Consider the following 23,567-nt stretch of genomic DNA (forward strand, 5'->3'; position numbering starts at 1 on the left):
GGGTTCACTCCAACAGGAGGAAGCCACAGTCAGCCTACATCAAGTGCTTTTACATTACGAGAATGCTGGAATCGCGAAGTAGGCACTCAAGCGGTGGTTGATCTGCTCCTCGGTAAGCTCAGGGAACAATCTCGCTTCCTTCACCATATCGTACAGACGCTCCATCGGCTCGCGGCCATCGGCTTTCTTTGCCTTCGCGTCGTTTTTGAGCAGCTCCCAAATCCCAATCACATACTCGCGTCTGGTGATATCTTGTTTGCGGAAAAAGAAATCGAGGCGCTCTACATGGTCCATGAATTCGTCGCCGAAGCGCTTGTCCACTTCCCCGCGCAGGAGGGCGATTTCTGCTTCGTACATCGGACGCTCGTTGCCTTTCTCCTTGCTGATCCAAGGTGTCTCTAGTACAAGCGGCAGGTGGCGGATTTTCTCGTGGTTCACGATGTAGTTCATCGCATCAAAGCCGATGAGTCCCGCACCGATTGGCGCATGGCGGTCTTTGCCTGCCCCGCGGAAGTTTTTGCTGTCATTCAAGTGAACGACGGCGAGACGGTCCAAGCCTATTGTCCGGTCAAACTGTTCCAAGACGCCATCGAAGTCGTTGACGATATCGTAGCCAGCATCGTGAATATGGCAAGTATCCATGCAGACGGTCAGCCTGCTGTTGTCTTCTACTTTCTCGATGATGGCCGCGATTTCCTCAAAGCTGCGACCGATTTCCGTTCCTTTACCCGCCATCGTCTCCAACGCGATTTTCACGTTGGTGTCTTTGATGCCTGTCAGAACTTCATTCAAGCCTTCTGCGATTCGGGCGATGCCGTATTCTGCATCCTTGTCTGTGTACGCGCCAGGGTGCAGCACGATATTTTTGACGCCAATGTAGTCGGTCCGGCGAATCTCTTCTTGCAGAAAGCGGACAGCGAGCTCATAGGTATCGTCCTTGTAAGAGCCCAAGTTAATAATGTACGGGGCATGTACCACAATTTCATCCACGCCCTGCTTCGCCATTACTTCTTTGCCTTCCGTAATGTACTGATCCTCGATCGGCTTGCGGCGGGTGTTTTGTGGTGCACCCGTGTAGATCATAAAGGTACTCGAGCCGTAGGTGGCTGCTTCTTCGGCGGCATTCAGCAGTCCCTTACCGGAGAATGATACGTGCGAACCTATTTTTAGCATAGGATAGAACCTCCTTTGATTAATAAAGAAAACGCCATAAATAAAAAGTAGCGTACGACTCCCAATTCGTCCAAGCCTTGGACAGCTCTTGTATTTCTGCTTTTGTCGGCTTTTTTTCTTTGCCGAGTAAAAATTTGATTGCATTGTGCAGGCCGACATCATCAATGGGAAAAGCAGAGGGAATTCGCAGACAGCGCATGAGCACATAGTTGGCCGTCCACGGTCCAATCCCGCGAATACTGGTCAAACGTTTCTCCGCGGTTTGATAATCTCCTCCGTCCCATAATAGCTCTTTCGATAGTTTCCCTTCAACGATGAGTTGTGCGACGTCAATCAAATACTCGCATTTCTTGGTCGTCATGCGCAATCCATCCAGATCAGCGACGGATAATCCGGCGATTTTTTCCGCTGTGGGAAAAAGCCAATACGTCTGTCCTTCGAACTCTACCCGTCTTCCGAATGTCTCTACCAACCGCCGTTTAAGCGTGTACGCATAGGTCAGGTTAATTTGCTGTCCAATGATACCCCAACTGAGCGCTTCAAACAGGTCGGGAATACCCATGGTCCGCAGCCCGTAGAACTTTTCAACAGCCTGCTGTAGAAGAGCATCCCCTGCGGCAAGCGCATAAAACGGAACCAGATTTCGATCGAGATCGAACCAATCGCGAACATAGCGTGCTACCTCTATCCGGACTTTTTCGGTGGGAAGCGAAGGGCTGAGAAAACGCACAGTCAATCCTTGAGCGTTATCTCCATGAATTTCGACCACTTGTGGATCTTGTTCAATCGGGATGGCTTTGTAGAGGCGCCCGTTTTGAATGTGAAACATGCATTCGTTGGATGCTCTGGACAAGTAGTGAAGATTTTGCGAAAAACTGAATTCCGTAGGTACGGACAAGATTATTTCTTCTCTATTATCGACCCAAGCCTCGTGTGATAGACCGTTTGTCATGCGAAAACCTCCTGTCTGACTTCCTCCTAGTTTTATAACAAGAAAAGCGATACTGTCATTTCGTTATCTTGCTATTTTAATTTTCTAGCAGTACGGATCACGTAGCGTAGGGGTATACTGTCAATAAGAGCAAGCGATTCGATAACGGCTATGGCAAAGGAGATGACATGTGTTGGAGGAACGGGTAACCGATGAGCGATGGCAGGCCATTATTCATAACGATGTGTCTTACGATGATCAATTTTTTTATGCGGTAAAAACGACGAAGATCTTTTGTAGACCGTCGTGCAAGTCAAAGCCGCCGAAGAGGGAGAACGTGCGAGTTTTCCAAAATGCAAGCCAAGCTATGCGGGAAGAATTTCGCCCATGTAAACGATGCAAGCCCACGGGAGAGAGGTTGCCTGATCGTGAGTGGGTGGCACAAATTACACAGTATATTGATTCTCATTATAACGAAAAGCTGACGTTGGAGCATTTGGCGGATATGTGCCATGGCAGTCCGTTTCATTTGCAGCGAACATTTAAGCGACTCATGTCAATGACGCCCGTGGAGTACATCCAGAAAAAGCGGATAGACAGGGCGCGAGAGCTGCTGGTTCATTCGAACAACCAGATCGCGGATGTTGCGCAATTGGTAGGAATGCCGAATACGCCGTATTTTATCACGTTGTTTAAAAAAATGACGGGCAAGACCCCGAGTGAATATCGCCAACAGTGCGTCAAACAATAAACGACATAAGCTGCTCGTGAAATGTAATATCTTTAGAAGTAAGAAGCTTTGAAGATGAGAAAGAAAAAGGAGCACTGCCAAAATGAGCGATATGAAAACCTTGCGAGAAGTATTTAAAAAGACCACTTATCAAATCGCCGGGCACAGCAAGAGAGACCTCCATCAATTGCAGCAGGTCCTGTCCAGAGTGGATGGGAATGTAGAGGGTGATATGTACGGAACAGGCGAACTCATCGAGAATTTCGAGAGCAAGATGGCCGAATATTTGGGCAAAGAGTCTGCCGTGTTCTTTCCCAGCGGTACGATGGCCCAACAAATCGCGTTACGCATCTGGTGCGATGAGAAGGGAATCAAAAAGGTCGCCTATCATCCGCTCTGCCACTTGGAGATTCACGAGGAAGATGGGCTCAAGGAGCTGCATCAGATTGAGGCGGTCTTGCTGGCGGATAAAGACAGAGTGATTGAACTGGACGATGTTCTCGGCATGGACGACGATATCGCGTGCCTGTTGCTGGAATTGCCACAGCGTGAGATTGGCGGACAGCTGCCCTCGTATGAGGATTTGGAGGCGATCTCCCAGTATTGTCGGGAAAAAGGAGTTCGGTTGCATCTAGATGGTGCCCGGCTTTTGGAAATCCTGCCGTATTACCAGAAATCAGCCGATGAGGTATGCGCATTGTTTGATAGCGTGTACGTTTCCTTTTACAAAGGGATAGGCGGAATTGCCGGAGCGATCCTGGCTGGGGATGAAGATTTCACGAAGCAATCGAAGGTATGGAAAAGACGCCATGGTGGGGATCTGATTAGTTTGTACCCGTACATTGTTACGTCAGAATACCATTTTGAGCAAAGAAAACATAAATTCAATCAATATTACGAGCATGCAAAAGAGCTGGCGAGATTGTACAACCAATGCCAGGGGATATCTACGAGACCGGCCGTGCCTGTGTCCAACATGTTTCATGTGCACGCAGATTTGCCGCAAGAAGAGCTCGAGCGTATCATGGTCTCACTTAGTGAAGAGACAGGGATTGGCTTCACGCATTATGTAAGACAGAAAGACGAATCTTCTAGCTCCTATGAGGTAAGTATTGGCGATCGGTATGCGATGATCCCGAAAGAAGAGCTAGCATTGGCATTCGAAAAGCTGAATCAAAAAATAGGGGAACAGAAATCAAAAGCCGAGTAAATGAATCCATTTCGGGGCGGTGGCAGACTGGTGCTTACAGATTCATACCGGGCTGCCACAGTATGTTCCGAAAGAAGAGAAAGGGAGCATTATGTTCATCATCAGACCGTACGAGAAAAGCGACTACCCTTGGATCATGGCGTACGATTTGCCGCAAGAACAAGCGATCTACACGTCTATGCCAGTCGATATCATCGAAGTATCTCAAAACAATTCTGATCAGCAGCCCTATGTGATTTTTGACCAAGGTCATTTAATCGGCTGTTTTGCCTTATTCACACCACAGACAGGCAATCCCTACACACCAAATGAACAGGCGATTATTTTTAAATCGTTCTCGATCGATTCCCGTCATCAAAAGAAGGGCTACGCTTTGAAAGCTTTACAGAGCTTGCCTGACATCGCACGAGAGTATTACCCGATGCGGGATGAAAGTGTGTTGACGGTTCATCATACAAATACCCCAGCGATCCAACTGTATAAAAAGGCGGGTTTTGTAGATCAAGGATTAAGGTTTGCGGGAGAATATGGCGAGGAGCTGATTTTTCATCTCGATTTGACAGTTTCAAAATGAGTTGATAAAATGAATGACAGTCAGTCAGTTGTAATCGTTCGGTTAAAAGGAGGGAAGTTACTTGGCGGTCAGCAAAGACGATAAATATTCCAAAATTCTCAACGCGGCTATCGAGATCATATCGGAAAAAGGGCTGGATAAGACGTCCATATCCGATATCGTAAAAAAAGCAGGGATTGCCCAAGGGACGTTTTACCTGTACTTCTCATCTAAGATGGCTCTGGTTCCAGCGATTGCAGATAATCTGCTGACGATTACCTTCCAGCGGATCAATGATAAGCTGAAGGAAAAAAGTGATATCGAGAGCGTTCTCGAAGTGTTGGTCGATGAGACCTTTTCCTTTACTGATGAATACAGGGATGTCATCATCCTTTGCTATTCCGGATTTGCACTTGATAATTCATTGGAGACATGGGGAACGATCTATAAGCCTTTTTATGAGTGGATGGAAGGCGTCCTCGTGCAAGCAATCAGTGATAACGCCATCTTGAAAGATATTGATGTGAAATGGACGGCCAAAATTATTATTACGCTTGTCGAGAATACAGCGGAACGCTATTACAGTAGCGATCAGAAGAACGTAGCACCAGATGAATATAAAGCGGAAATCCTGCGTTTTTGCAAAAGATCACTAGGTATCCAATAAAGAAGTATTGGAGCATATCCAATTCTTTTTTTTACGTGTAAGAAAGTTTATGTACCAGCGTGTAAAAGCGACTTTGCATAAACTTTCTGGAGCGCATAAAAACTTTCCGCTAAAGCGCGGTCGCTCCTCCATAGGAATGCCTCGATAGAGGTTTTTTTATTTGGCACAAAATGACTGATGTTCATTCATTGTTAACACAACAAGAACAACGAAGAGGTGATTACCATGGCATGGTTTTATTTAATCATTGGCGGAATGATCGAAATTGCTTGGGCATTGGGACTGAAGTTCTCGGATGGATTCACGAAGCCGGTAGTGAGTGTCGTCACGGTTCTATTGATCGTAACCAGCTTCTACTTTTTTGCTCAGGCCATGAAACGAATTCCAGTCGGAACTGCGTATGCGATTTTCACAGGGATTGGTGCAGCGGGAACGGCCGTCGTTGGATTTACTTTTTTGGGTGAGGATGTCTCTTTCTTGAAAATCTTTTTTATCCTGTTGCTGCTCACGTGCATTATCGGATTGAAGCTGTCGAGCAAGCCAGAAGAAGAGAACGCATAACAACTTGGAGGTGGACAGTATGGCATGGGCGATGTTGATTATCGCTGGTTTTGCAGAAATTGGTGGAGTGATTTCGTTAAAATTGACCGAAGGATTTACAAAATGGAAGCCAACGGTTGCTTGTTTGATCTTCGCAAGTATTAGCTTTTATCTGCTCTCGTCCGCTGTACAGACGCTCCCGGTCGGAACAGCTTATGCTGTATGGACGGGAATTGGCTCAGCAGGAAGCGTGCTGGTAGGGATGTTGTTTTTCAAAGAGTCGAGGGACAGGAAGCGGATTCTGTTCATGACAGGGATTGTCATCAGTATTGTTGGTTTGAAGTTCATCGCATAGTGATAGCGAAAAGCCCCTTTCTAGCAGCGTGTGCTGTAAGAAGGGGGCTTTTCGCTAAGGTTTTACTGGTTCGCCTGTACGCCAAATCGGGTAAACAATTGCCAGATCAGCTCTCGTCTGCTGGATACCCCAGTTTTTACGAAGATGGACTTCAAATGATCCTGAACCGTATAAGCGGAGATGTGCAGTGTGCGTGCGAGCTCCTTCGTGGAAGCGCCGCGGACAATCTGGTCGAGTATTTGCTTCTCCCGTACAGACAATCCGTATGCTTCGGCGATGAGCGGCAGCATGTCAGCAGGTTTTGCGGGACCGAACAATACAGCCAGGTGCACCGTGCTGCTTTGGGTGTTCATCGGGCTTGCCTGAATCGTCATGTAAGGGCCATCTGGCATGCGAATGCAGACTTTTGCCATGGATGTCTTGTGACCTGATTCTGTCAGCTGGGAGAGTGCCCGCGAACAAACCGCTCGCACTGGTCGGGGCAAGGTATCGCGATTAATCGACTCCCATTGGCGCAGCAAGGTCAGCCATTTTTCCGCTGTGGGATTGGCAGCGAGTAAGGTGAACTGATCCGACAGCATCAATATTCCCATCTCTTCTTCCATCCACGTATTTTCCTCAGCGGGTAAGGACAGACTCGTCTTTCGCAACTGATACGCAATCAGCGGCGCCAAAACCAAAATACATTCACGCTCCTGCTCAGAAAAAAAGGGACGCCCCTGCGAACGAAACAACGTTAAATAGCCCCAGCATGCACCGTCGTACTTAAGGGCAGCACGCATCTCATCATGAAAACCGGCGGGGAGCAGAACATTGCGATAGCGGTCACTGCGTGCAAGCTGGCCATTGGTCGCTTGACTCAACGTAGCGACAGGCTCAGCCGCTTTGCTCAGATGATCATATCGATTGAAGTCCTCGCGCAAGTATTCATGCTCAAAAATGCCATGATGAATGGCTTCCACCCCGTCTTCCGTAATGGCTCCGGTGGATAATAGCGTTTGCGGATCAACGGCGGTACAGCAGGCCCCGTCAAAAGGGACGAACTCTCGCAATAGCTGCAAGAGCGCTGTCCGATAGTCTTGTGAAGAGTGAGAAAAGCGTTCAGCTAGTGCCATCACTTTTCGTTTGCTCGCTTCCCGATTTGTGCTCATCTGTATTCTCCTGTACGTCTATTGGCAAAGGAAAATCCCATCTTTGTGGGATGGTGCTCTCCTCGTTCCTCTTTATAATTGAGAATAATTCTTAGTCTAAATTTACAAGATACGCGAGGAGTTGGAAAGACCATATGAGCCAGCGGCAGCGCTTTTTCATGATGATCGCGATTTGTCTGGGTGCATTCTTGTCTCATTTTACGGCGGGGATTGTCAATGTCTCGCTCCCTCAGTTCACATCCATTTTCCAGACGGAGCTGGCGATCGCACAATGGATTACAACGGGATATTTGCTTGTCATTGCGTCTCTTCTTCCTTTCATGGGCAAGCTGGGAGATCGATACGGGCATCGTGTGCTGCACAATTACGGCTTCCTGCTGTTCACGGTAAGCTCTGTCTTGGTGGCATTTTCGACGACGATTACGATGCTGTTGATGCTTCGAATCGTGCAAGCCGTCGGAGCGGCTATGTTCCAGGCTACCAATATCGCGCTCATTGCGATGTTGCTCCCAAAAGAAATGCGGGGAAGGGCAATGGGGATCATGAGCACAGCTGTTGCGCTTGGTGGCATGACTGGACCGATTGCAGGTGGGATGATCGCGTCGTGGTTGAGCTGGGAGTGGTTGTTCCTCATTCATGTTCCTGTCGCTATCTTGGCTACGGGGCTGGCTTTTCGTTACATTCCTTCTCATGAGCAGGCGAAGAAGGCCCGTTCACTAGATCTCGTTGGGGCAGGTCTGTTCATGCTACTGGTCAGCTCAGTCATTATGGCGATCTCCAATGGAAACGGGTGGGGCTGGGATTCACAAGGGATGCTCATTCTTTTTGGGGGTGTACTCGTCTTGGCAGGGGCGTTTGTCTGGTGGGAGCGGCGACAGTCCGTGCCGTTTTTGCCCGTGGCGGTCTTTCGCCTATCAGCTGTGTCCAGTGGATTGTTCATTAGCTTTACTTCGTTTGTGCTCGCGAATCTCGTACTGGTTGTCATGCCGTTTTACTTACTTGATCAAGCGCATGTTTCCCCTTTGACGGCAGGGTATATGATGACTGCTTACCCACTGATGCTGGCGCTGACGGGTCCTTTTAGTGGCTGGGCTTCGGATCGCTATCGGGCACGGCCACTCATTTTTGCAGGTCTTGGTGCGATGGGGGCAGGGATAACCGTATTGGCGATCTGGCTAGAGGTATTATCAACGGTGGAAATCATCGCGATACTGGCTTTGGTGGGGGCAGGTATGGGGCTGATTGCTTCGCCCAACAACAGCTACATCATGCGCTACGTCCCGTTGGAGCATGCGGGTGCGATCGGAGGCATGATCGCCTTGACACGCAATGCAGGGATGGTGGTCGGCGCAGCGTTGGGACTGGGCATGATGAACGGCGAATCGAATCAAGCAGTGCTGCCGATGATCGATGCGTATCGCGCGGTTTTTGAAGCAGGTGGCCTGATTTGGCTGAGCGGTTTGTTGGTCTGGTGGTATGCGGGACGTCTGGAGTGGCAGAAAAAGAGAGGCACAGAGGTGGAGAAGGCATGAGCAAGGATCGAATTGTGGTAGTCGGGGGGTACGGTCATGTAGGGGCAACGATTTGCAAGAATTTGGGTAACGCATATCCGGGACGGGTGTATGCTGCTGGACGCAGCTTGGAGAAGGCGGAAGCATTTTGCCGAGAAGCAGATGGACAGGTGCTGCCGCTTGAGCTCGATATTCACAAGCCGTTAGACCAAAGCATGCTGGAAAAAGTAAAGCTGGTGGTCATGTGTCTGGATCAGACGAATACGGCTTTTGTAGAAGGGTGTGTGCGGAATGGAACGCATTATCTCGATATTTCAGCGAATGGCCATTTTTTGACGCAAATCGAACAATGGGGGAGCCGAACTGAAACGAAGAACAGGGGAACTGCCGTACTCAGTGTAGGACTGGCGCCAGGTCTGACCAACCTGCTCGCGGGGGAAGCTCATCGCTTACTGGACCAAGTGAGTGAGCTGGACATATTCATTATGCTTGGTCTCGGTGATCGACATGGGAGGGCCGCGATTGAATGGACTGTCGATAACTTGTGCACGAGCTACGAGGTGATTAACAATCATCAGCGTGTAACCGTAGAGAGCATGACAGAGGGCAAGCTCGTTGATTTTGGACCGGGGCTGGGGAAAAAGCGCGCGTATCGATTTCCGTTTTCTGATCAGCAGACATTGGCACGCACCTTGTGTATCCCTACAGTATCTACCCGACTTTGTTTTGATCTGAATGGGATGACGAGAGGGGTGGCGGCCCTTCGGAGTATAGGAATTTGCCGATTACTCCATCAACCAAAAGTACGGGAATCCGTGATGGAAGCGTTTGGGCGTTGGAAAATGGGGGATGATCGGTTTGCCATCAAGGTAGAGGCACGGGGAAAACGGGGAACTAACGAGGCGACAGTAGAGTGTCTGCTTTTTGGGCGCGATCAGTCCAACATGACCGCAATGGTGGCGGCTGCCGTAGCAAAATCGCTGTATGAAGAAGCGTTTCCTCCAGGAGTCCACCACATGGAACAACTATTTTCATTAGAAAAAATGAGATTTTGGCTGGAGCAGGAAGCATCACTGACCATATTTGTCAGGGAAGCCGGTCTATGATAGAGCTATCCAAGAACTAAAGAGGGGGCTTTATCATGACGCACTATGCCAAAAACATGTACGACTTTCACACGTGGGCGAATCAAACGTTAATCAATCGCTTGAAGGAACTTCCGGAAGGTGTTTACGAGCAGGAGGTCCAAAGCGTTTTCCCGACAGTAGCAAAAGTGGTGGAGCATATTTATATGGTGGACCAAGGCTGGCTTCACATTTTGCAGGGCATGGACATGCGAGCGGCATTGAATGAGGCATGGAAGAAGGAACAGGAATTAACGGGAAAAAGCTTGGAGGAAGTAGAGCAGATGTATGCCGAGCTAGTCGAGCAATACAGAGTGTTTCTCAGCCAAGAAGAAGATTTGGATCGCCACATTGTCCTCGACAATCCGTACACGAGAGTACGCGATACGAGCTTGGCAGAAATCATCATGCAAGTGGTCAATCATGGAACGTATCATCGTGGAAACATAACGGCGATGCTGCGCCAAATGGGGTATCCTTCTGTCATGACCGAGTATGCTCTTTACTGGTACGAAACCTGATAAAAGTGCGTGGGGCTGGAAGAGATTTCATTCTTCTGGCCTTGGGGTGTTGACAAGGGAAAATTTTAGTCCTATAATTATCTTAAATTCAAGATATTAATTTTTGTAACATTGTCATCCTACTTCCCCAAGAAGGTGCTTTTTTAAACATCATTATCTTTAATTTAAGATATTAAAAAATGAATGAAAAAATCGAGGAGGAAGCCCCATGAGTGAATTCACTACCCTTGTAAAAAACAGAAGATCCGCAAACAAGTTTCTACCGGATGTAACGATAACACCTGCTGAGATCGATGAAATCATGTCGCTGGTCAAGTTCGCGCCATCTGCATTCAATTTGCAGCATGCCCACTATGTAGTTGTCACCGATCCAGAAGCAAAAGAGCGTGTATATGAAGCGGCATATAGACAATATAAGGTAAAGACCGCTTCGGCCGTTGTGCTTGTATTTGGAGACAAGGAAGCGTACCAAAGTGTAGAGCGCATCAATGAAGGTCTCCTTCATTTAGGGATCATGGATCAACGCGAGTACGATCACAATAATTCTTCTGTCAGAGCGATGCACGAGTCTGGAGGAGAGCAGTTCAAGCGCGATGAAGCGATCCGCAATGCCAATTTGTCCGCAATGCTGTTCATGCTTGCTGCAAAGGATAAAGGCTGGGATACTTGCCCGATGATCGGATTCGACCCAGCAGCCGTTCAAGAGATAGCAAAGGTTCCGGACAGCTTTGTGCCAGCTCTGATGATCACGATTGGAAAAGAAGATACATCCAGCCAGCGTGTGAGAGGGTACCGCAAGCCCGTTGGAGAGTTTGTGAGCTACAACACATTCCAAGCAAGTAAATCATAATTAGAGGAGGCTATTCAAAATGACACAGCAAACAGCAGGAATTCACCATATCACAGCTTTTGTCACAAGCGCTCAAAATAACGTTGATTTTTATGCAGGGTTTCTCGGATTGCGCATGGTGAAAAAAACGATTAACTTCGATGCGCCAGACGTGTATCATCTGTACTTCGGGAATGAGGTCGGCAGTCCAGGTACAGCGATCACCTTTTTCCCGTGGGAATCTGGTCGCCGCGGACGCGTGGGCGGTGGACAGGTGGGCTATACGACTTTCTTGATTCCGGTAGGGGCGTTTTCCTTCTGGGAGGATCGACTGAAAAAATTCGGAATCGAGTACCGTCGCGTGGAGCGTTTTAACGAAACGTATCTGCAATTTACGGACAGAGACGGCTTACAGCTGGAGATTGTGGAACGTGAAGGAGGCCCAGCGAGCAAATGGTCCTTTGGCGGAGTGCCGGCTGACAAGGCGATCAAAGGCTTCGGCGGAGCGATCCTGTACAGTATGGCTCCAGCCCACACCATGGATGTTCTCGAGAGACTAATGGGACTAACCAGAGTCGGCGAAGAAAACGGCCTTGTCCGTTTCCAGGCTCACGGTGATTTGGGCAATGTTATTGACGTGAATGCCGAGCCGATACCAAGAGGAGAAGGTGGCGCAGGAACGATTCATCACATCGCATGGCGTGCTATAGACGATCAGGATCACCAGCAATGGCAGCAGCGCGCGGCTCAATCAGGTCTTCATCCAACAGATATTATTGACCGTCAATACTTTAACGCCATTTACTTCCGCGAGCCGGGCGAGATTTTGTTTGAGATTGCGACCGATCCTCCGGGCTTTGAACGAGATGAGCCATTTGATACATTGGGCGAAAAACTGATGCTCCCCGAGTGGTATGAGCCACATCGCGCCCAGATTGAGCAAGGCTTGCCACCGATTACAGTCAGAGTGTTGGAGGAAGATCAATCATGAATTTGAAGCACATTTTTCGAAAAGGAACCGATTCAGAAGCACCAACACTGTTGCTGCTACATGGAACAGGTGGAGATGAAAACGACCTCTTGCCACTGGCCAATCGCATTTATCCAGGCGCTTCTGTTCTGAGTGTCCGTGGGAATGTTCTCGAAAACGGCATGCCACGATTTTTCCGACGCTTAGCTGAGGGTGTTTTTGACGAAGAGGATTTGGTCTATCGCACGCAGGAGCTGCATGATTTTTTGGATCAGGCGGCGGTTACGTATCAGATCGAGCGAGACAATATCGTGGCAGTCGGCTATTCGAACGGGGCGAATATCGCAGGTAGTCTCCTGTTCCATTACCCGAATCCGCTAAAAGGGGCGATTCTTTACCATCCAATGGTTCCACGCCGTGGGATAGCGCTGCCTGATATGTCAGCCATTCCGGTGTTTATTGGAGCGGGCACGAATGATCCGATTTGTACGGCACAAGAGACGGAGGAGCTGAACCGACTACTGACAGAAGCAGGTGCTGACGTGACTGTGCATTGGGATTCATATGGTCATCAGCTGACGGTGAAGGAAGTAGAGGCTTCTGCCGCGTGGTTTACAGAGATGTTTCGCAAGTAATCGATGAGTAACAAGAGCGGCGGGCCCATGTCTGCCGCTTTTTTGTGTGCGCAAACAGTTGTTTTTCCGGGAAAAGAGCAGCTTCCCGCAGATTTAATCAGATGTGTAAAAGTCTTCAAGAACCAGCAGTATTCATTCATCTCTTGTTCATATTGCTTCTTTACTATTGATCCACGTAGGTGCAAGCCATTGACGATTTGCAGGATAGTAGACAAGTGAGTATCATTCAAAATAATGAAGCAGGAAAACCAGAAGGCGGAGTAACAAGGGGGCCAGCTTGATGAAACTGACGATTCTGATTGCAGATGACGATCCACATGTACGTGAGCTATTGCGATTTTATTTAGCAAAAGAGGGATACCATGTCTTGGCTTGTGTGGATGGAGATGAGGCTTCGCAGCTGTTGGAACAGGAATCAGTCCAGCTCGCCATCGTGGATGTGATGATGCCAGGCAAAAACGGCTGGGAGCTGTGCCGGGAGATACGGGAATTTTACGACCTCCCTGTCATCATGCTAACGGCAAAGGGCGAGGTGCGCGATAAGGAAAAAGGCTTTTTGGCGGGGACGGATGATTATTTGACCAAGCCATTTGAGCCTACCGAATTGCTGTACCGCATCAAGGCCTTGCTGCGTCGTTATCAGATGGTCAGCAAACAAATCATCGTCATAAACGATACCGTCATCGATCGGATCAGCCATGTTGTGAAGGTGAAAGAAGAGTTGATTCATTTACCGTTAAAGGAATTTGAACTGCTTGCCCAGCTTGCCAGTTTTCCTGATCGGATCTTTACCCGAGATCAACTGTTGGAGCTCGTATGGGGCGGCGATACCGAGAGCGATAGTCGGACCATCGATGTGCATATTAAGCGGCTGCGAGAGAAATTTACGGAGAAAACAAATGACTTTGTCATTTCTACTGTTCGCGGCTTAGGCTACAAGCTGGAGGTACGAGGCCAGTGAAATCTCTCTACGTCCGGTTAGTTCTTACCTTTGTCGCAATTGTACTGATCAGCGGCACACTTGGATTTTTATTGGCAAATGAGTACTATCAACGCAATTTGCGCGCTTATAATGAACAAAAAATTACGAGCATCGGACAGCATATCATCGATTTGTATGAGCATAAATCCACACTCGACCTGCCCGCCTTCATGACGCATGTCGCCAATTTGAATTTTCAGCTACATCTCGTGGATGAGAATGGCGCAGTAAGCCAATTCGGAGCACCTTTTCGCGATCAGCAGATAGAGCCTGCCATCGTTCAAAGAGTGTTGGCGGGTGAGACTTACAGAGGGATTACAGAAGAACAGCACAGCTGGTTTGTGACCGGATTTTTTGAAAACACGCTGACAAACAGCATTGGCTTGCCGCTTACAGCAGAAGGGCAAAAATACGCCCTGTTTGTACGACCAAATATTGAACAGCAGTTTGGCGAGGTGCATATTATGTTTGCCTTGCTGCTGGCAGCGATGTTTGTACTTAGCCTGATCCTGATTTTGATATTTACCCGTTATTTGGTGAAGCCGATCGAGAAGCTGAGCCATGCGACCAAAAGGCTGGCAGAAGGGCAGTACGACATCCATCTGGACATCTCTCGCCGTGACGAAATCGGCGATTTAGCTATGCATTTTGCCAGGATGACAGAGTCACTCAAACAACTAGACGAGATGCGCCAAGAGTTTGTCTCCAATGTCTCACATGAAATCCAGTCTCCATTGACATCGATCCAAGGCTTTTCTCAAGCTATCCGCAGCGGCGGTGTGACAAGTGAACAGCAGGAGACGTACTTGACTATCATCGAAGAGGAGAGCAGGCGGCTGTCTTCCTTGAGCAAGCAGCTGTTGACGCTCGCTTCCCTGGACAAAGAGACAGGTCTCTACGAACCGACACGTTTCCGACTGGATGAGCAGATCAGGCAAGTCCTCTTAATTTTGGAGCATCAGTGGCAACAAAAAAAGCTCGTGATGGAGCTGACTTTACCGGAGACTTTCATCGTGGGTGACAAGCAGCTACTCAATCAAGTATGGATGAACCTGCTTGCCAATAGTATCAAATTCACCCCAACGGCTGGCTCTATATCTATTGCGATACAAAAGGATACGCGAATCGGCGTGACCATTCGGGATACGGGGATCGGCATGTCAGAAGAAGAGCAGGAGCATGTCTTTGACCGTTTTTACAAAGGAGACAAGTCACGCAATCGGGAAGCGACGGGAAGCGGTCTCGGTCTTTCTATCGTGCAAAAAATTTTGCAGGTCGCAAAAGGCAGCATTCACATTCAAAGCCGTATAGGCGAAGGGACAACGGTCACGGTCAGCCTACCGACGGGTGAGTATCCTACTGCGTGAACGAAAAACGATTCATAACGAAGCGAAGCAAGGGAGTGATTTCCATGAATATCGGCAGGCGTGTACTTGCCGCTGTCATATCCGCTTTTATTACGGGTCTGTATGCTGCGTTGATCATCTACATCTATCGTGATCCAAGCGCGCCGTATGGGTTCGGACAAGAGTATTTGCTGGGTGTGCTCTTCAGCATGGCATTGAATCTAGTTGTCTTCGTATGGCTGTCGGTATTCGTGGACTTGCTAGTGAGTCGATCACACTTGATCGGGTGGAATAAAAACGCTGTGCGTTTCGGCGGGTATGCGGTCATCGGCTATGTGCCTGTGTTTTTTCAATGGCTAATGAGTGTTGATCCGCATGCTGCCTTGTTTTATCCGCAGGCAACGGTTTTTGTGTTTGCTGCAATATGTTACTTCCTTATATTTGTGGGAATAGAGGCGGTCAACAAGCGTCTTCATACAGAAACCGAGCCATCCGTAAAAGGCTGATTTTATAAGGATTTACCCGGAAAAACGAGGGAACCTTTCATAGTTAATCAAATGTTTAAAATACTGACTAAGCGGTTGTGTACCATTGAATGGCGTAATAATGGTGTGCGTTACCACCGAATAATAGAAAATCATTCCACTCATCATAAATCAGCGTGTTAGTGGACCCAGCTGTCACAATGGAGCCAAAATCAATTTCAATACCTAGTTCATCTAGTTTGCCAAGCGTATTTTTTACGTCTATTTTCATGAATAGCCCAAACCTTATGAGGGGATCAATGACCCGACTAAGTACAAGCTGTCTGTTGCTATTTTTGACGTTCATCTCTTCCCAAGCCCACTCTTCACCCCAGTATTCGAGACGCTCCATTAAAAGTAGAAAAGCATCCACCGGATGAGGGACTTCTGTTTTTTCGAGAGACAAGAGATAGGCTGAAGCCTCCCAACGTGGCTGCCGGTCTTCTTGAATATGAAAATGATCGACGAACTTTCGGTTATGGATACCCTGTAAACAATGGATTACCGCATCCTTGTTTATCATGTGTGAACACACCTCCTGACTATTTCTTAAAAAAGCCATCTTAGTCCTATAACAAAAAAGCCCGAGCAATCAGGTAGCTCGGACAATGGTTTTCTGTTCTTTGGCGTGTTCAATCCCCGCAGATATGAGATGGCGTACATGGTCATCATCCAACGAGTAAAAAACGAGTTTACCTTCTTTGCGGTACTTGGCTAGTCCCATGTTGCGAAGTAGCCGCAGATGGTGGGAGGTGTTAGCGATCGAGCTTCCGATGATAGCAGCCACATCACAGACACAGAGCTCGTCTTCCATCGAGAGGATGTGAATGATTTTGGCGCGGGTGTCATCGGCCAACGCCTTGAAGATTTTTGCTACCCCTTCTGATTCTGTGGCGAACGGCTTTAACCGATTTACTTTTTCCTCATCAAAACATTGGATTTCACAGATGTCATCCACTGTAACCATCACCTCATGCTCTACAATGTCCTACTATTATAGACATTCGCGGAGAAAGTGAAAAGGAAAAACGACATTTTCATGGCAGTGTAGTGTCCCTCTTCGTTTTCGTGTAAGATGAACATGATCCAAGAAATGGGGAGAGAATACCATGAGTGCGCAACCAAAGTGCCCGAAGTGCCGGTCTGCAAAGATCGATTTCACGGAGTCGATCAATAAGCCATTATACATAACCATTTATGTAGCGGTTTTAGCAGTGCTTGCCTTGATCGGCATTTCCGTGAAAGGGACTCCTGTCATCTTTTTGTTCCTCGGACTGTCAGGGGCATTTATTCTGTTTGCCGTTCGTCTTGCCTTAGAAAAGCGTAAAGTAATCAAGTGCAAATGTCTGGACTGTGGGGAGCGTTGGCAGACCACCCCAACACCTGTAGAAGCTCGTACCAAGTAACAAGACTCCTAGTAATAGGGGTCTTTTTTTATTCTCGATCTGTAAAAAAATGGGCGGAATATTCAAATCAATTCTTGAACGAACCAGAAGGATGCGATAATATAATAATTAAATATTTGTTTGAATGTTTGTGGATTGATTTCATTCGAAGCTGGGCAAAATAGATGCTTGGAAAAAGGTGAGAACAGATGGCAGAAGAACGAAAAAAAGAAGAGTGTTGCAGTGGGCATCAATGCGGCAGTGAGCATACGCATGCTGGTAAAATTCTCACGGTTCTCGAGCCTGCGGCTGCGGCAACAGAAAGCGCAGGAATTCTTTCTTCACAGGCTGTTGTCTATCGCGTTACAGGTATGGATTGCAGTTCGTGCGCCAAATCGCTGGAAAAGCATATGCAGACGTTGCCAACCGTAAAAGAGGTAAACGTGAACTTTTCCACGGGTAAAATGCAGCTCGTCGCGGATGGACTAGGAGCCGATGTGGTGGTGAAGGAAGTCGCCAAGGCTGGATACAGTGCCATGCTACTTACTAGACGTACCGCCAAAGCAGTACCGAAAACGGATCAAGCAGGGACGGTACTGACGACAATTTCGGGTGTGTTATTGGCTCTCGGTTTTCTAGCCTCCCTTTCACCAAGCGTATCTCCACTGGTCGTTACTGTGTTCTATGCGTTGTCGATCATAAGTGGCGGCTACCGACCTGCGCGCAGTGCTTTTTACGCGATCAAAAGCGGTTCACTGGATATGAACGTATTGATGTCTGTTGCGGCTATTGGAGCAGCATTAATCGGTGAGTGGCTGGAGGGCGCGACGGTCGTCTGGCTCTTTTCCATCGGAAACTTGCTGCAAACCAAGTCGATTGAAAAAACACGTGACTCCATACGCAATTTGATGGATTTGGCTCCGCCTGAGGCATGGGTCAAGGTAGGGGAGACTCTTACCCGCAAGCCAGTTGAGGACATTGCTGTCGGCCAAGTCATCGTAGTGAAGCCAGGAGAGAAAATCCCGCTGGATGGGGTGATTGTACACGGGACATCGAGCGTCAATCAGGCCCCGATTACAGGTGAATCGATTCCCGTAGATAAACTGGTCGGCGACAGCGTTTTTGCAGGGAGTGTCAACGAAAGCGGCGCGGTGGAGATCAAGGTAACAAAGCTGGTGGAGGATACGGCGATTGCCAGAATCATTCATCTCGTGGAGGAAGCGCAGGAGAAAAAAGCGCCTACTCAGGCGTTCGTCGACAAATTCGCTGCGATCTACACGCCAATCGTGCTCGTGCTTGCTTTGTTCGTGATCGTATTCCCGCCATTATTCGGACTCGGTACCTGGGGAGAATGGTTTTACAGAGGACTTGAGCTACTGGTTGTTGCTTGCCCGTGCGCACTGGTCATTTCCACGCCAGTTGCGATTGTGTCTGCGATTGGAAATGCCGCGAGAAACGGCGTCCTGATCAAGGGCGGTACGTTTTTGGAAAAGGCAGGAGCGATCAACGCCATTGCCTTCGATAAAACGGGCACATTGACGGAAGGGAAACCACAGGTTGCAGCGGTTATCGAGATGGAGGGAAGCGAAGACGAAGTAGTGTCGATCGCCAGAACGATTGAAGAGCGTTCTTCCCATCCGATTGCACAAGCGATTCTCACCTATGCGAAACAAAAGCAGGTCGCTTCCCAGAGTGGGCAAGATTTCAAGGCGATTGTCGGAAAAGGGGCGAGCGCTGTCATTGGAGCCGAGACATTTTATGCAGGGAAGCCCGCCTTGTTTCAAGAGCTGGGAGTCGATTTGTCGGCATGGCAAACGCAAATCGAGTCGTTGCAGAGTGAGGGACATACGCTGGTGGTTATCGGTACCGCAACGAAATTGATCGGGATGATTGCCGTTGCCGACACCATTCGTGAGATTACGGTTAGTGCCATTGGCAAACTCAAGGCGGCAGGTATTGAAGACATCGTGATGCTGACTGGTGACAATGCTGGTACGGCGAAAAAGGTAGCGAGTCAGACGGGTGTAAATCGTTATTTTGCAGAGTTGTTGCCGCAAGATAAGGTAGAGGCGGTTAAGAAACTCCAACAAGAAGGCAAGGTCGTCGCCATGGTGGGTGACGGGATCAACGATGCGCCTGCTCTCGCATCAGCTGACTTGGGGATTGCCATGGGTGGAGCTGGTACCGATACGGCAATGGAAACCGCGGATATCGTATTGATGGCTGACAATCTCGAAAAGCTGCCGCACACGATGAAGGTCAGCAGAAAAGCACTCGCGATTATCAAGCAAAACATCTGGTTTTCGATCATCGTAAAGCTGGTCGCACTCGTGTTGATATTCCCAGGCTATCTAACCTTGTGGCTGGCGGTGCTCAGTGACACGGGAGCCGCATTGCTGGTCATCTTAAACAGCATGAGACTCTTGCGAATGAAGGACTAAATAAAAAAGGGAGATGAGCTGTCGAGGCTCTCTCCCTTTTTTCTGTATCAGGTTTACACCAAGACTCCGCCGCCGTATCTTTCGAATTCTTTCTGGGTGCAAGCAACAAAGTGACCGCGCTCAATTTCACGCAAGACGCGTTCTTCCCCTTGATCTCGCAAATATTCCTGATCATCGAAAACGATGCGCTTACGGTTGCGCTCATAATCAGGGTCTGGCAATGGAATTGCCGAGAGCAACGATTTGGTGTACGGATGAATCGGATTCTCGTACAGGCGATTACTTTCTGCCAGCTCCACAATACGTCCGCGGTACATCACACCAATGCGGTCACTGATGTATTTAACCATGGACAGGTCATGGGCGATGAACAGATAAGTCAGGCCTTTTTCTTTTTGCAGGCGCTTGAGCAGGTTAATGACCTGCGCCTGAATGGACACGTCGAGGGCAGAGATCGGTTCATCGGCAATGATGAATTCCGGATCAACAGCCAATGCCCGTGCAATCCCGATCCGTTGGCGCTGTCCGCCGCTGAACTCATGCGGGTAACGGTTTGCGTGCTCGCGGTTGAGGCCAACGGTTTCCAACAGCCCGTGTACCTTGGCGATGCGTGCTTCCTTGGTCGCCAGACGATGAATGTCCAGACCTTCTGCAATAATGTCGGATACAGTCAGACGTGGATTCAACGACGAGTACGGGTCTTGGAAGATCATTTGGATTTTGCGGTTGAGCCATTTCTTTTCTTCAAGTGTTTTCTTTCCGTGTACACTGTTCCCATTGAACAAGACCTCTCCGCCAGTTGCATCGTACAGGCGAAGGATGGTTCGTCCTGTGGTGGATTTACCGCAACCGGATTCACCCACAAGACCGAAAATTTCCCCTTTGTAGATGTCAAAGGTGATACCATCTACAGCTTTCAGCGTATGACCATTCCCGAGGTCAAAATGCTGTTTCAAATCTTTGACTTCAACCAGCTTCTCACGGTTCTCGTAGTTGATCGTTTTTTTGGTGCTTACTGGAGCCTCAGTCGCATCATTAGAATTGACTTTTCGTCTCACAGCCGAAGCAGGCGGTTTGATGTCAGGTGCCATTTCATGCAGGAGCCATGTTGCCGCATAGTGCGTGTCGGAGATTTTGAACATCGGTGGTTCATATTCCAGATCGACCTTCAACGCAAATGGGTTACGAGCCGCGAAGGCATCACCTACAGGTGGCTTGAACATGTCAGGCGGCGATCCAGGAATGGACATCAGCTCGTCGTCGCTGGCATCGAGGCTAGGCATGGAACCTAATAGACCCCAGGTATACGGGTGCTTAGGATCGTAGAAAATTTCATCGACTTTACCGATTTCCACAATTTTACCTGCATACATAACCGCTACACGGTCTGCCATGTTAGCAACTACACCGAGATCATGCGTAATAAAGATGATCGAAGTACCCATCTTCTTTTGCAGTTCCTTCAGCAACTCCAAAATCTGCGCTTGAATCGATACGTCCAGAGCAGTTGTCGGCTCATCGGCGATGATAATTTTTGGATTGCAGGCCAGTGCGATGGCAATGACAATCCGTTGGCGCATCCCACCGGAAAACTGGTGCGGGTATTGATCGACACGTTCCTTGGCAAATGGAATCCCTACCATTTCCAACAGTTCAATAGCACGGCTGCGCGCATCTGCACGGTTCAGCTTTTGGTGCTTGATGAAGCTCTCCATGATTTGGTTACCGATAGTCATCGTCGGATTCAAGGAAGTCATCGGGTCTTGGAAGATCATCGAGATATCGCGACCGCGAACATCCTGCATTTCTTTTTCGGAAAGCGTAACCAAATCTCTTCCTTCAAAGAGAACTTGTCCTTTTGGAATGCGTCCAGGAGGAGAAGGAATGAGGCGCATAAGTGCTTGTGAGGTTACGGATTTACCGGAACCGGATTCACCAACAATTGCCAGTGTTTCTCCTTTTTCCAGATCAAAGGAGACGCCTCGTACTGCTTTGACTTCACCTGCATACGTATCGAATGACACATGCAAATCTTTTACTTCTAAAACTTTTTCCATATAATCCTCCCTTTCGAGCATGCTTTGCCGTGATTAACCCTCCATGTATATCCAACAATCTCTCTAGTAGGAATTTTTACGAAAATGAAAATCATTATCATCATTATACTATATTCATTAACTATTGTTAAAAAATTTTTTTATACGTTGCATATCCATACAGCTTTTTTAGCGTTACCAAATGAGAGCCCAGTCATACTATGCATCAATGCAGCAGAATACTGGCTTTAGGGAGGGTAGCGCTTGTGAACAAGCTCAATCAGTCAAAGGAAATCGCACTCACTTTTGATGATGGACCAGATCAGTTGTGGACGCCTCGTGTGTTAGAAATATTAGCCCACTATCAGGTAAAGGCAACTTTCTTCTGTGTGGGACAAATGGTGAAGTACTACCCGAAAATACTGGAGCGGATCGTAAGGGAAGGTCATATTGTAGGAAATCATAGCTGGGATCACCCTGACTTTACGAAAATACCTCTCTTGGCTGTTCAGGAGCAGGTAGAACGTACCTCGGATCAGATCGAAAAGGTAGTAGGAGTGAGTCCTCGCATAGTTCGGCCGCCATATGGAGCAGTGAATGAGGAGGTCATCCAGCTGCTTGCAGCGAGAGACTACGAAATGATTTTGTGGGATATAGACAGTTGGGATTGGAAAGGTCTCACCGGCCCGCAGGTAGCGAGAAACATCTTGGGACATGTTACCCCAGGCGCAGTCGTGCTTCAACATTCCGCTGGCGGTACAAAAGACACGCTAAAGGGGAGTGTGGACGCCTTGCCCTATGTCATTGAGGTGTTAAGTGAACAGAAATATACCTTTTCAACCGTTTCCGCCATGTTTCAACTGACAGCGTATCGAGAAAAGACCTGTCCTGTCGAGAAAAGGAGAAGGGGCAGATAGAGGAAATGGATTGAATTCTGTGGTAATTAGTAGAATCAGAAGATTTCTTTCAGGGGAGCGAATCCGTCCATGTCCAAAGCCGATAATATGCTCTCCATTTTGTGGCTGTTGAAGACCGGCAAGCGAATGACAGCCAAGCAATTGGCAGAGATTCTCGAGATCAATATTCGCACCGTTTATCGCTATATCGACTCACTGTGTGCGAGCGGTGTACCCATCATTTCCGATGCCGGACACAATGGTGGCTACAGTTTACTTCAGCATTTCAATGAAGCTCCGCTGTTTTTCGACCTCAACGAGCAAAAAGCCCTCATTCATGCAGCGGCTTTTGCCCAAGAGGCCGGTTATCCCTTCGGAGCAGATTTACACCGGGCCATTTCCAAGCTAAAACGTTATACAAATGAAGAGCAGCGTGACGCGATTGACCGACATAGTATCGGCTTCGAGGTGATCCAGCCTCCTGTTGATCCTTCTCTCGAATCTACCTTACAGGAACTGGAGTTGTCTGTTGCCAATGGATACACCCTTTCGATGGAGTATCAGAAAGCCTACCAGACAACGAGACAGATGCGTCAAATCGATCCATACGGGCTCGTTTATTGGAAGGGAAACTGGTATATCGTTGCCTATTGCCACCTCCGTAGTACCATTCGCAGCTTTCGTGCAGATCGTGTCTATGAGATCCAACGTACAGAAGCCAGCTTTCAACGCCCTCCTGAATTTTCTGCGCGCCATTTTTTTCTCTCGAATTTACTACCGGAAGCAGACAAGCAGGGCAACACCATTTTGATCAAGGTCAAAGGAAGACCACAGTCACTCGCTGATTTGTGCAGGCATTGGTATCTCGGACATACAGTGATCGAGCGCAGCGAGGCACAGGTGATCTTTCAAGTAGATGAGCAAATGGCCCATTCGATCCTTTCTCATTATCTTTTGCCATACGGAAAATCCATTCAAGTTGAAGAGCCAGCCTTTGTAAAAGAGCGTTTGGCTGCTATAGCTGCCGATTTATTTCATTTTTATCAGTCGACTTGAA

The 23,567-nt window shown here is 48.2% G+C and carries 25 protein-coding genes; 19 read left to right on the forward strand and 6 right to left on the reverse strand.

What is annotated here, in order from left to right; translation table 11 throughout:
- Positions 1 to 54: 54 nt before the first annotated feature.
- Together HPY27_RS27995 and HPY27_RS28000 are read right to left on the reverse strand one after the other, a co-directional pair.
- Complete coding sequence (locus HPY27_RS27995) at positions 55 to 1,173, reverse strand: deoxyribonuclease IV (protein WP_174226472.1); 1,119 nt, start codon at positions 1,171 to 1,173, stop codon at positions 55 to 57.
- A gap of 19 nt (positions 1,174 to 1,192) precedes the next feature.
- Positions 1,193 to 2,125, reverse strand: a complete 933-nt coding sequence (locus HPY27_RS28000; RefSeq protein WP_174226473.1) for a DNA-3-methyladenine glycosylase 2 — start codon at positions 2,123 to 2,125, stop codon at positions 1,193 to 1,195.
- 169 nt (positions 2,126 to 2,294) lie between these two features.
- On the opposite strand from HPY27_RS28000, the gene HPY27_RS28005 reads away from it, so the two are divergent.
- From HPY27_RS28005 to HPY27_RS28030, 6 genes are all read left to right on the forward strand, one after another.
- On the forward strand, positions 2,295 to 2,855 hold the full coding sequence (locus HPY27_RS28005) for a bifunctional transcriptional activator/DNA repair enzyme AdaA (RefSeq protein WP_035290891.1): 561 nt from the start codon (positions 2,295 to 2,297) through the stop codon (positions 2,853 to 2,855).
- 82 nt (positions 2,856 to 2,937) lie between these two features.
- The gene (locus HPY27_RS28010) at positions 2,938 to 4,044 is read left to right on the forward strand and encodes a threonine aldolase family protein (protein WP_017247114.1); all 1,107 of its coding nucleotides are present in this window, start codon (positions 2,938 to 2,940) and stop codon (positions 4,042 to 4,044) included.
- A 91-nt stretch (positions 4,045 to 4,135) separates the two neighbouring features.
- Positions 4,136 to 4,618: a GNAT family N-acetyltransferase gene (locus tag HPY27_RS28015; protein WP_174226474.1), complete on the forward strand. Its 483-nt coding sequence runs from the start codon at positions 4,136 to 4,138 to the stop codon at positions 4,616 to 4,618.
- A 61-nt stretch (positions 4,619 to 4,679) separates the two neighbouring features.
- Positions 4,680 to 5,264 carry a TetR/AcrR family transcriptional regulator gene (locus tag HPY27_RS28020; protein ID WP_174226475.1) on the forward strand — a complete coding sequence of 195 codons (585 nt, stop codon included), beginning with the start codon at positions 4,680 to 4,682 and terminating at the stop codon, positions 5,262 to 5,264.
- A gap of 225 nt (positions 5,265 to 5,489) precedes the next feature.
- Positions 5,490 to 5,825 carry a DMT family transporter gene (locus tag HPY27_RS28025; protein ID WP_017247117.1) on the forward strand — a complete coding sequence of 112 codons (336 nt, stop codon included), beginning with the start codon at positions 5,490 to 5,492 and terminating at the stop codon, positions 5,823 to 5,825.
- Between the two features lie 19 nt (positions 5,826 to 5,844).
- The gene (locus tag HPY27_RS28030; protein ID WP_017247118.1) at positions 5,845 to 6,159 is read left to right on the forward strand and encodes a DMT family transporter; all 315 of its coding nucleotides are present in this window, start codon (positions 5,845 to 5,847) and stop codon (positions 6,157 to 6,159) included.
- A 62-nt stretch (positions 6,160 to 6,221) separates the two neighbouring features.
- Here HPY27_RS28030 and HPY27_RS28035 read toward each other — a convergent pair whose 3' ends face one another.
- Entirely contained in the window at positions 6,222 to 7,310 is a 1,089-nt protein-coding gene (locus HPY27_RS28035; protein WP_174226476.1) for a response regulator transcription factor, read from the reverse strand.
- 134 nt (positions 7,311 to 7,444) lie between these two features.
- Between HPY27_RS28035 and HPY27_RS28040 the strand changes: the two genes are divergently transcribed.
- The 9 genes from HPY27_RS28040 to HPY27_RS28080 all read left to right on the forward strand — a co-directional run bounded on the left by HPY27_RS28040 (position 7,445) and on the right by HPY27_RS28080 (position 15,734).
- Positions 7,445 to 8,842 carry an MFS transporter gene (locus tag HPY27_RS28040; RefSeq protein WP_174226477.1) on the forward strand — a complete coding sequence of 466 codons (1,398 nt, stop codon included), beginning with the start codon at positions 7,445 to 7,447 and terminating at the stop codon, positions 8,840 to 8,842.
- Positions 8,839 to 9,927: a saccharopine dehydrogenase family protein gene (locus tag HPY27_RS28045; RefSeq protein WP_173624337.1), complete on the forward strand. Its 1,089-nt coding sequence runs from the start codon at positions 8,839 to 8,841 to the stop codon at positions 9,925 to 9,927. Before HPY27_RS28040 ends, HPY27_RS28045 begins: the two co-directional genes overlap by 4 nt.
- Before the next feature lie 35 nt (positions 9,928 to 9,962).
- Positions 9,963 to 10,466, forward strand: a complete 504-nt coding sequence (locus HPY27_RS28050) for a DinB family protein (protein WP_069852695.1) — start codon at positions 9,963 to 9,965, stop codon at positions 10,464 to 10,466.
- A gap of 208 nt (positions 10,467 to 10,674) precedes the next feature.
- Positions 10,675 to 11,316, forward strand: coding sequence for a nitroreductase family protein (locus tag HPY27_RS28055; RefSeq protein ID WP_017247123.1), 642 nt, complete (start codon positions 10,675 to 10,677; stop codon positions 11,314 to 11,316).
- A 19-nt stretch (positions 11,317 to 11,335) separates the two neighbouring features.
- A complete protein-coding gene (locus HPY27_RS28060) occupies positions 11,336 to 12,286 on the forward strand; it encodes a ring-cleaving dioxygenase (protein WP_174226478.1) in 951 nt (316 codons plus the stop codon).
- On the forward strand, positions 12,283 to 12,900 hold the full coding sequence (locus HPY27_RS28065) for an alpha/beta hydrolase (RefSeq protein ID WP_069852688.1): 618 nt from the start codon (positions 12,283 to 12,285) through the stop codon (positions 12,898 to 12,900). Before HPY27_RS28060 ends, HPY27_RS28065 begins: the two co-directional genes overlap by 4 nt.
- Positions 12,901 to 13,180: 280 nt before the next feature.
- Positions 13,181 to 13,861, forward strand: a complete 681-nt coding sequence (locus HPY27_RS28070) for a response regulator transcription factor (protein WP_017247126.1) — start codon at positions 13,181 to 13,183, stop codon at positions 13,859 to 13,861.
- A complete protein-coding gene (locus HPY27_RS28075; protein ID WP_174226479.1) occupies positions 13,858 to 15,249 on the forward strand; it encodes a sensor histidine kinase in 1,392 nt (463 codons plus the stop codon). Before HPY27_RS28070 ends, HPY27_RS28075 begins: the two co-directional genes overlap by 4 nt.
- A 44-nt stretch (positions 15,250 to 15,293) precedes the next feature.
- On the forward strand, positions 15,294 to 15,734 hold the full coding sequence (locus HPY27_RS28080; protein ID WP_173624332.1) for a hypothetical protein: 441 nt from the start codon (positions 15,294 to 15,296) through the stop codon (positions 15,732 to 15,734).
- Positions 15,735 to 15,801: 67 nt separating this feature from the next.
- Here HPY27_RS28080 and HPY27_RS28085 read toward each other — a convergent pair whose 3' ends face one another.
- Positions 15,802 to 16,275, reverse strand: coding sequence for a hypothetical protein (locus HPY27_RS28085; protein WP_174226480.1), 474 nt, complete (start codon positions 16,273 to 16,275; stop codon positions 15,802 to 15,804).
- A gap of 69 nt (positions 16,276 to 16,344) precedes the next feature.
- Complete coding sequence (locus HPY27_RS28090) at positions 16,345 to 16,719, reverse strand: ArsR/SmtB family transcription factor (RefSeq protein ID WP_035290894.1); 375 nt, start codon at positions 16,717 to 16,719, stop codon at positions 16,345 to 16,347.
- 142 nt (positions 16,720 to 16,861) lie between these two features.
- Between HPY27_RS28090 and HPY27_RS28095 the strand changes: the two genes are divergently transcribed.
- Complete coding sequence (locus HPY27_RS28095) at positions 16,862 to 17,158, forward strand: hypothetical protein (RefSeq protein WP_069852677.1); 297 nt, start codon at positions 16,862 to 16,864, stop codon at positions 17,156 to 17,158.
- A gap of 188 nt (positions 17,159 to 17,346) precedes the next feature.
- Entirely contained in the window at positions 17,347 to 19,578 is a 2,232-nt protein-coding gene (locus tag HPY27_RS28100; protein ID WP_174226481.1) for a heavy metal translocating P-type ATPase, read from the forward strand.
- Between the two features lie 53 nt (positions 19,579 to 19,631).
- On the opposite strand, the gene HPY27_RS30465 is transcribed toward HPY27_RS28100, so the two are convergent.
- Positions 19,632 to 21,635 carry an ABC transporter ATP-binding protein gene (locus HPY27_RS30465; RefSeq protein WP_174226482.1) on the reverse strand — a complete coding sequence of 668 codons (2,004 nt, stop codon included), beginning with the start codon at positions 21,633 to 21,635 and terminating at the stop codon, positions 19,632 to 19,634.
- A 245-nt stretch (positions 21,636 to 21,880) separates the two neighbouring features.
- On the opposite strand from HPY27_RS30465, the gene HPY27_RS28110 reads away from it, so the two are divergent.
- Together HPY27_RS28110 and HPY27_RS28115 are read left to right on the forward strand one after the other, a co-directional pair.
- Complete coding sequence (locus tag HPY27_RS28110) at positions 21,881 to 22,531, forward strand: polysaccharide deacetylase family protein (protein WP_371736812.1); 651 nt, start codon at positions 21,881 to 21,883, stop codon at positions 22,529 to 22,531.
- 69 nt (positions 22,532 to 22,600) lie between these two features.
- Complete coding sequence (locus HPY27_RS28115) at positions 22,601 to 23,566, forward strand: helix-turn-helix transcriptional regulator (RefSeq protein WP_017247132.1); 966 nt, start codon at positions 22,601 to 22,603, stop codon at positions 23,564 to 23,566.
- Position 23,567 lies beyond the last annotated feature (1 nt).

This window comes from Brevibacillus sp. HB1.1 (genome assembly GCF_013332445.1).
Lineage (GTDB): Bacteria > Bacillota > Bacilli > Brevibacillales > Brevibacillaceae > Brevibacillus > Brevibacillus porteri.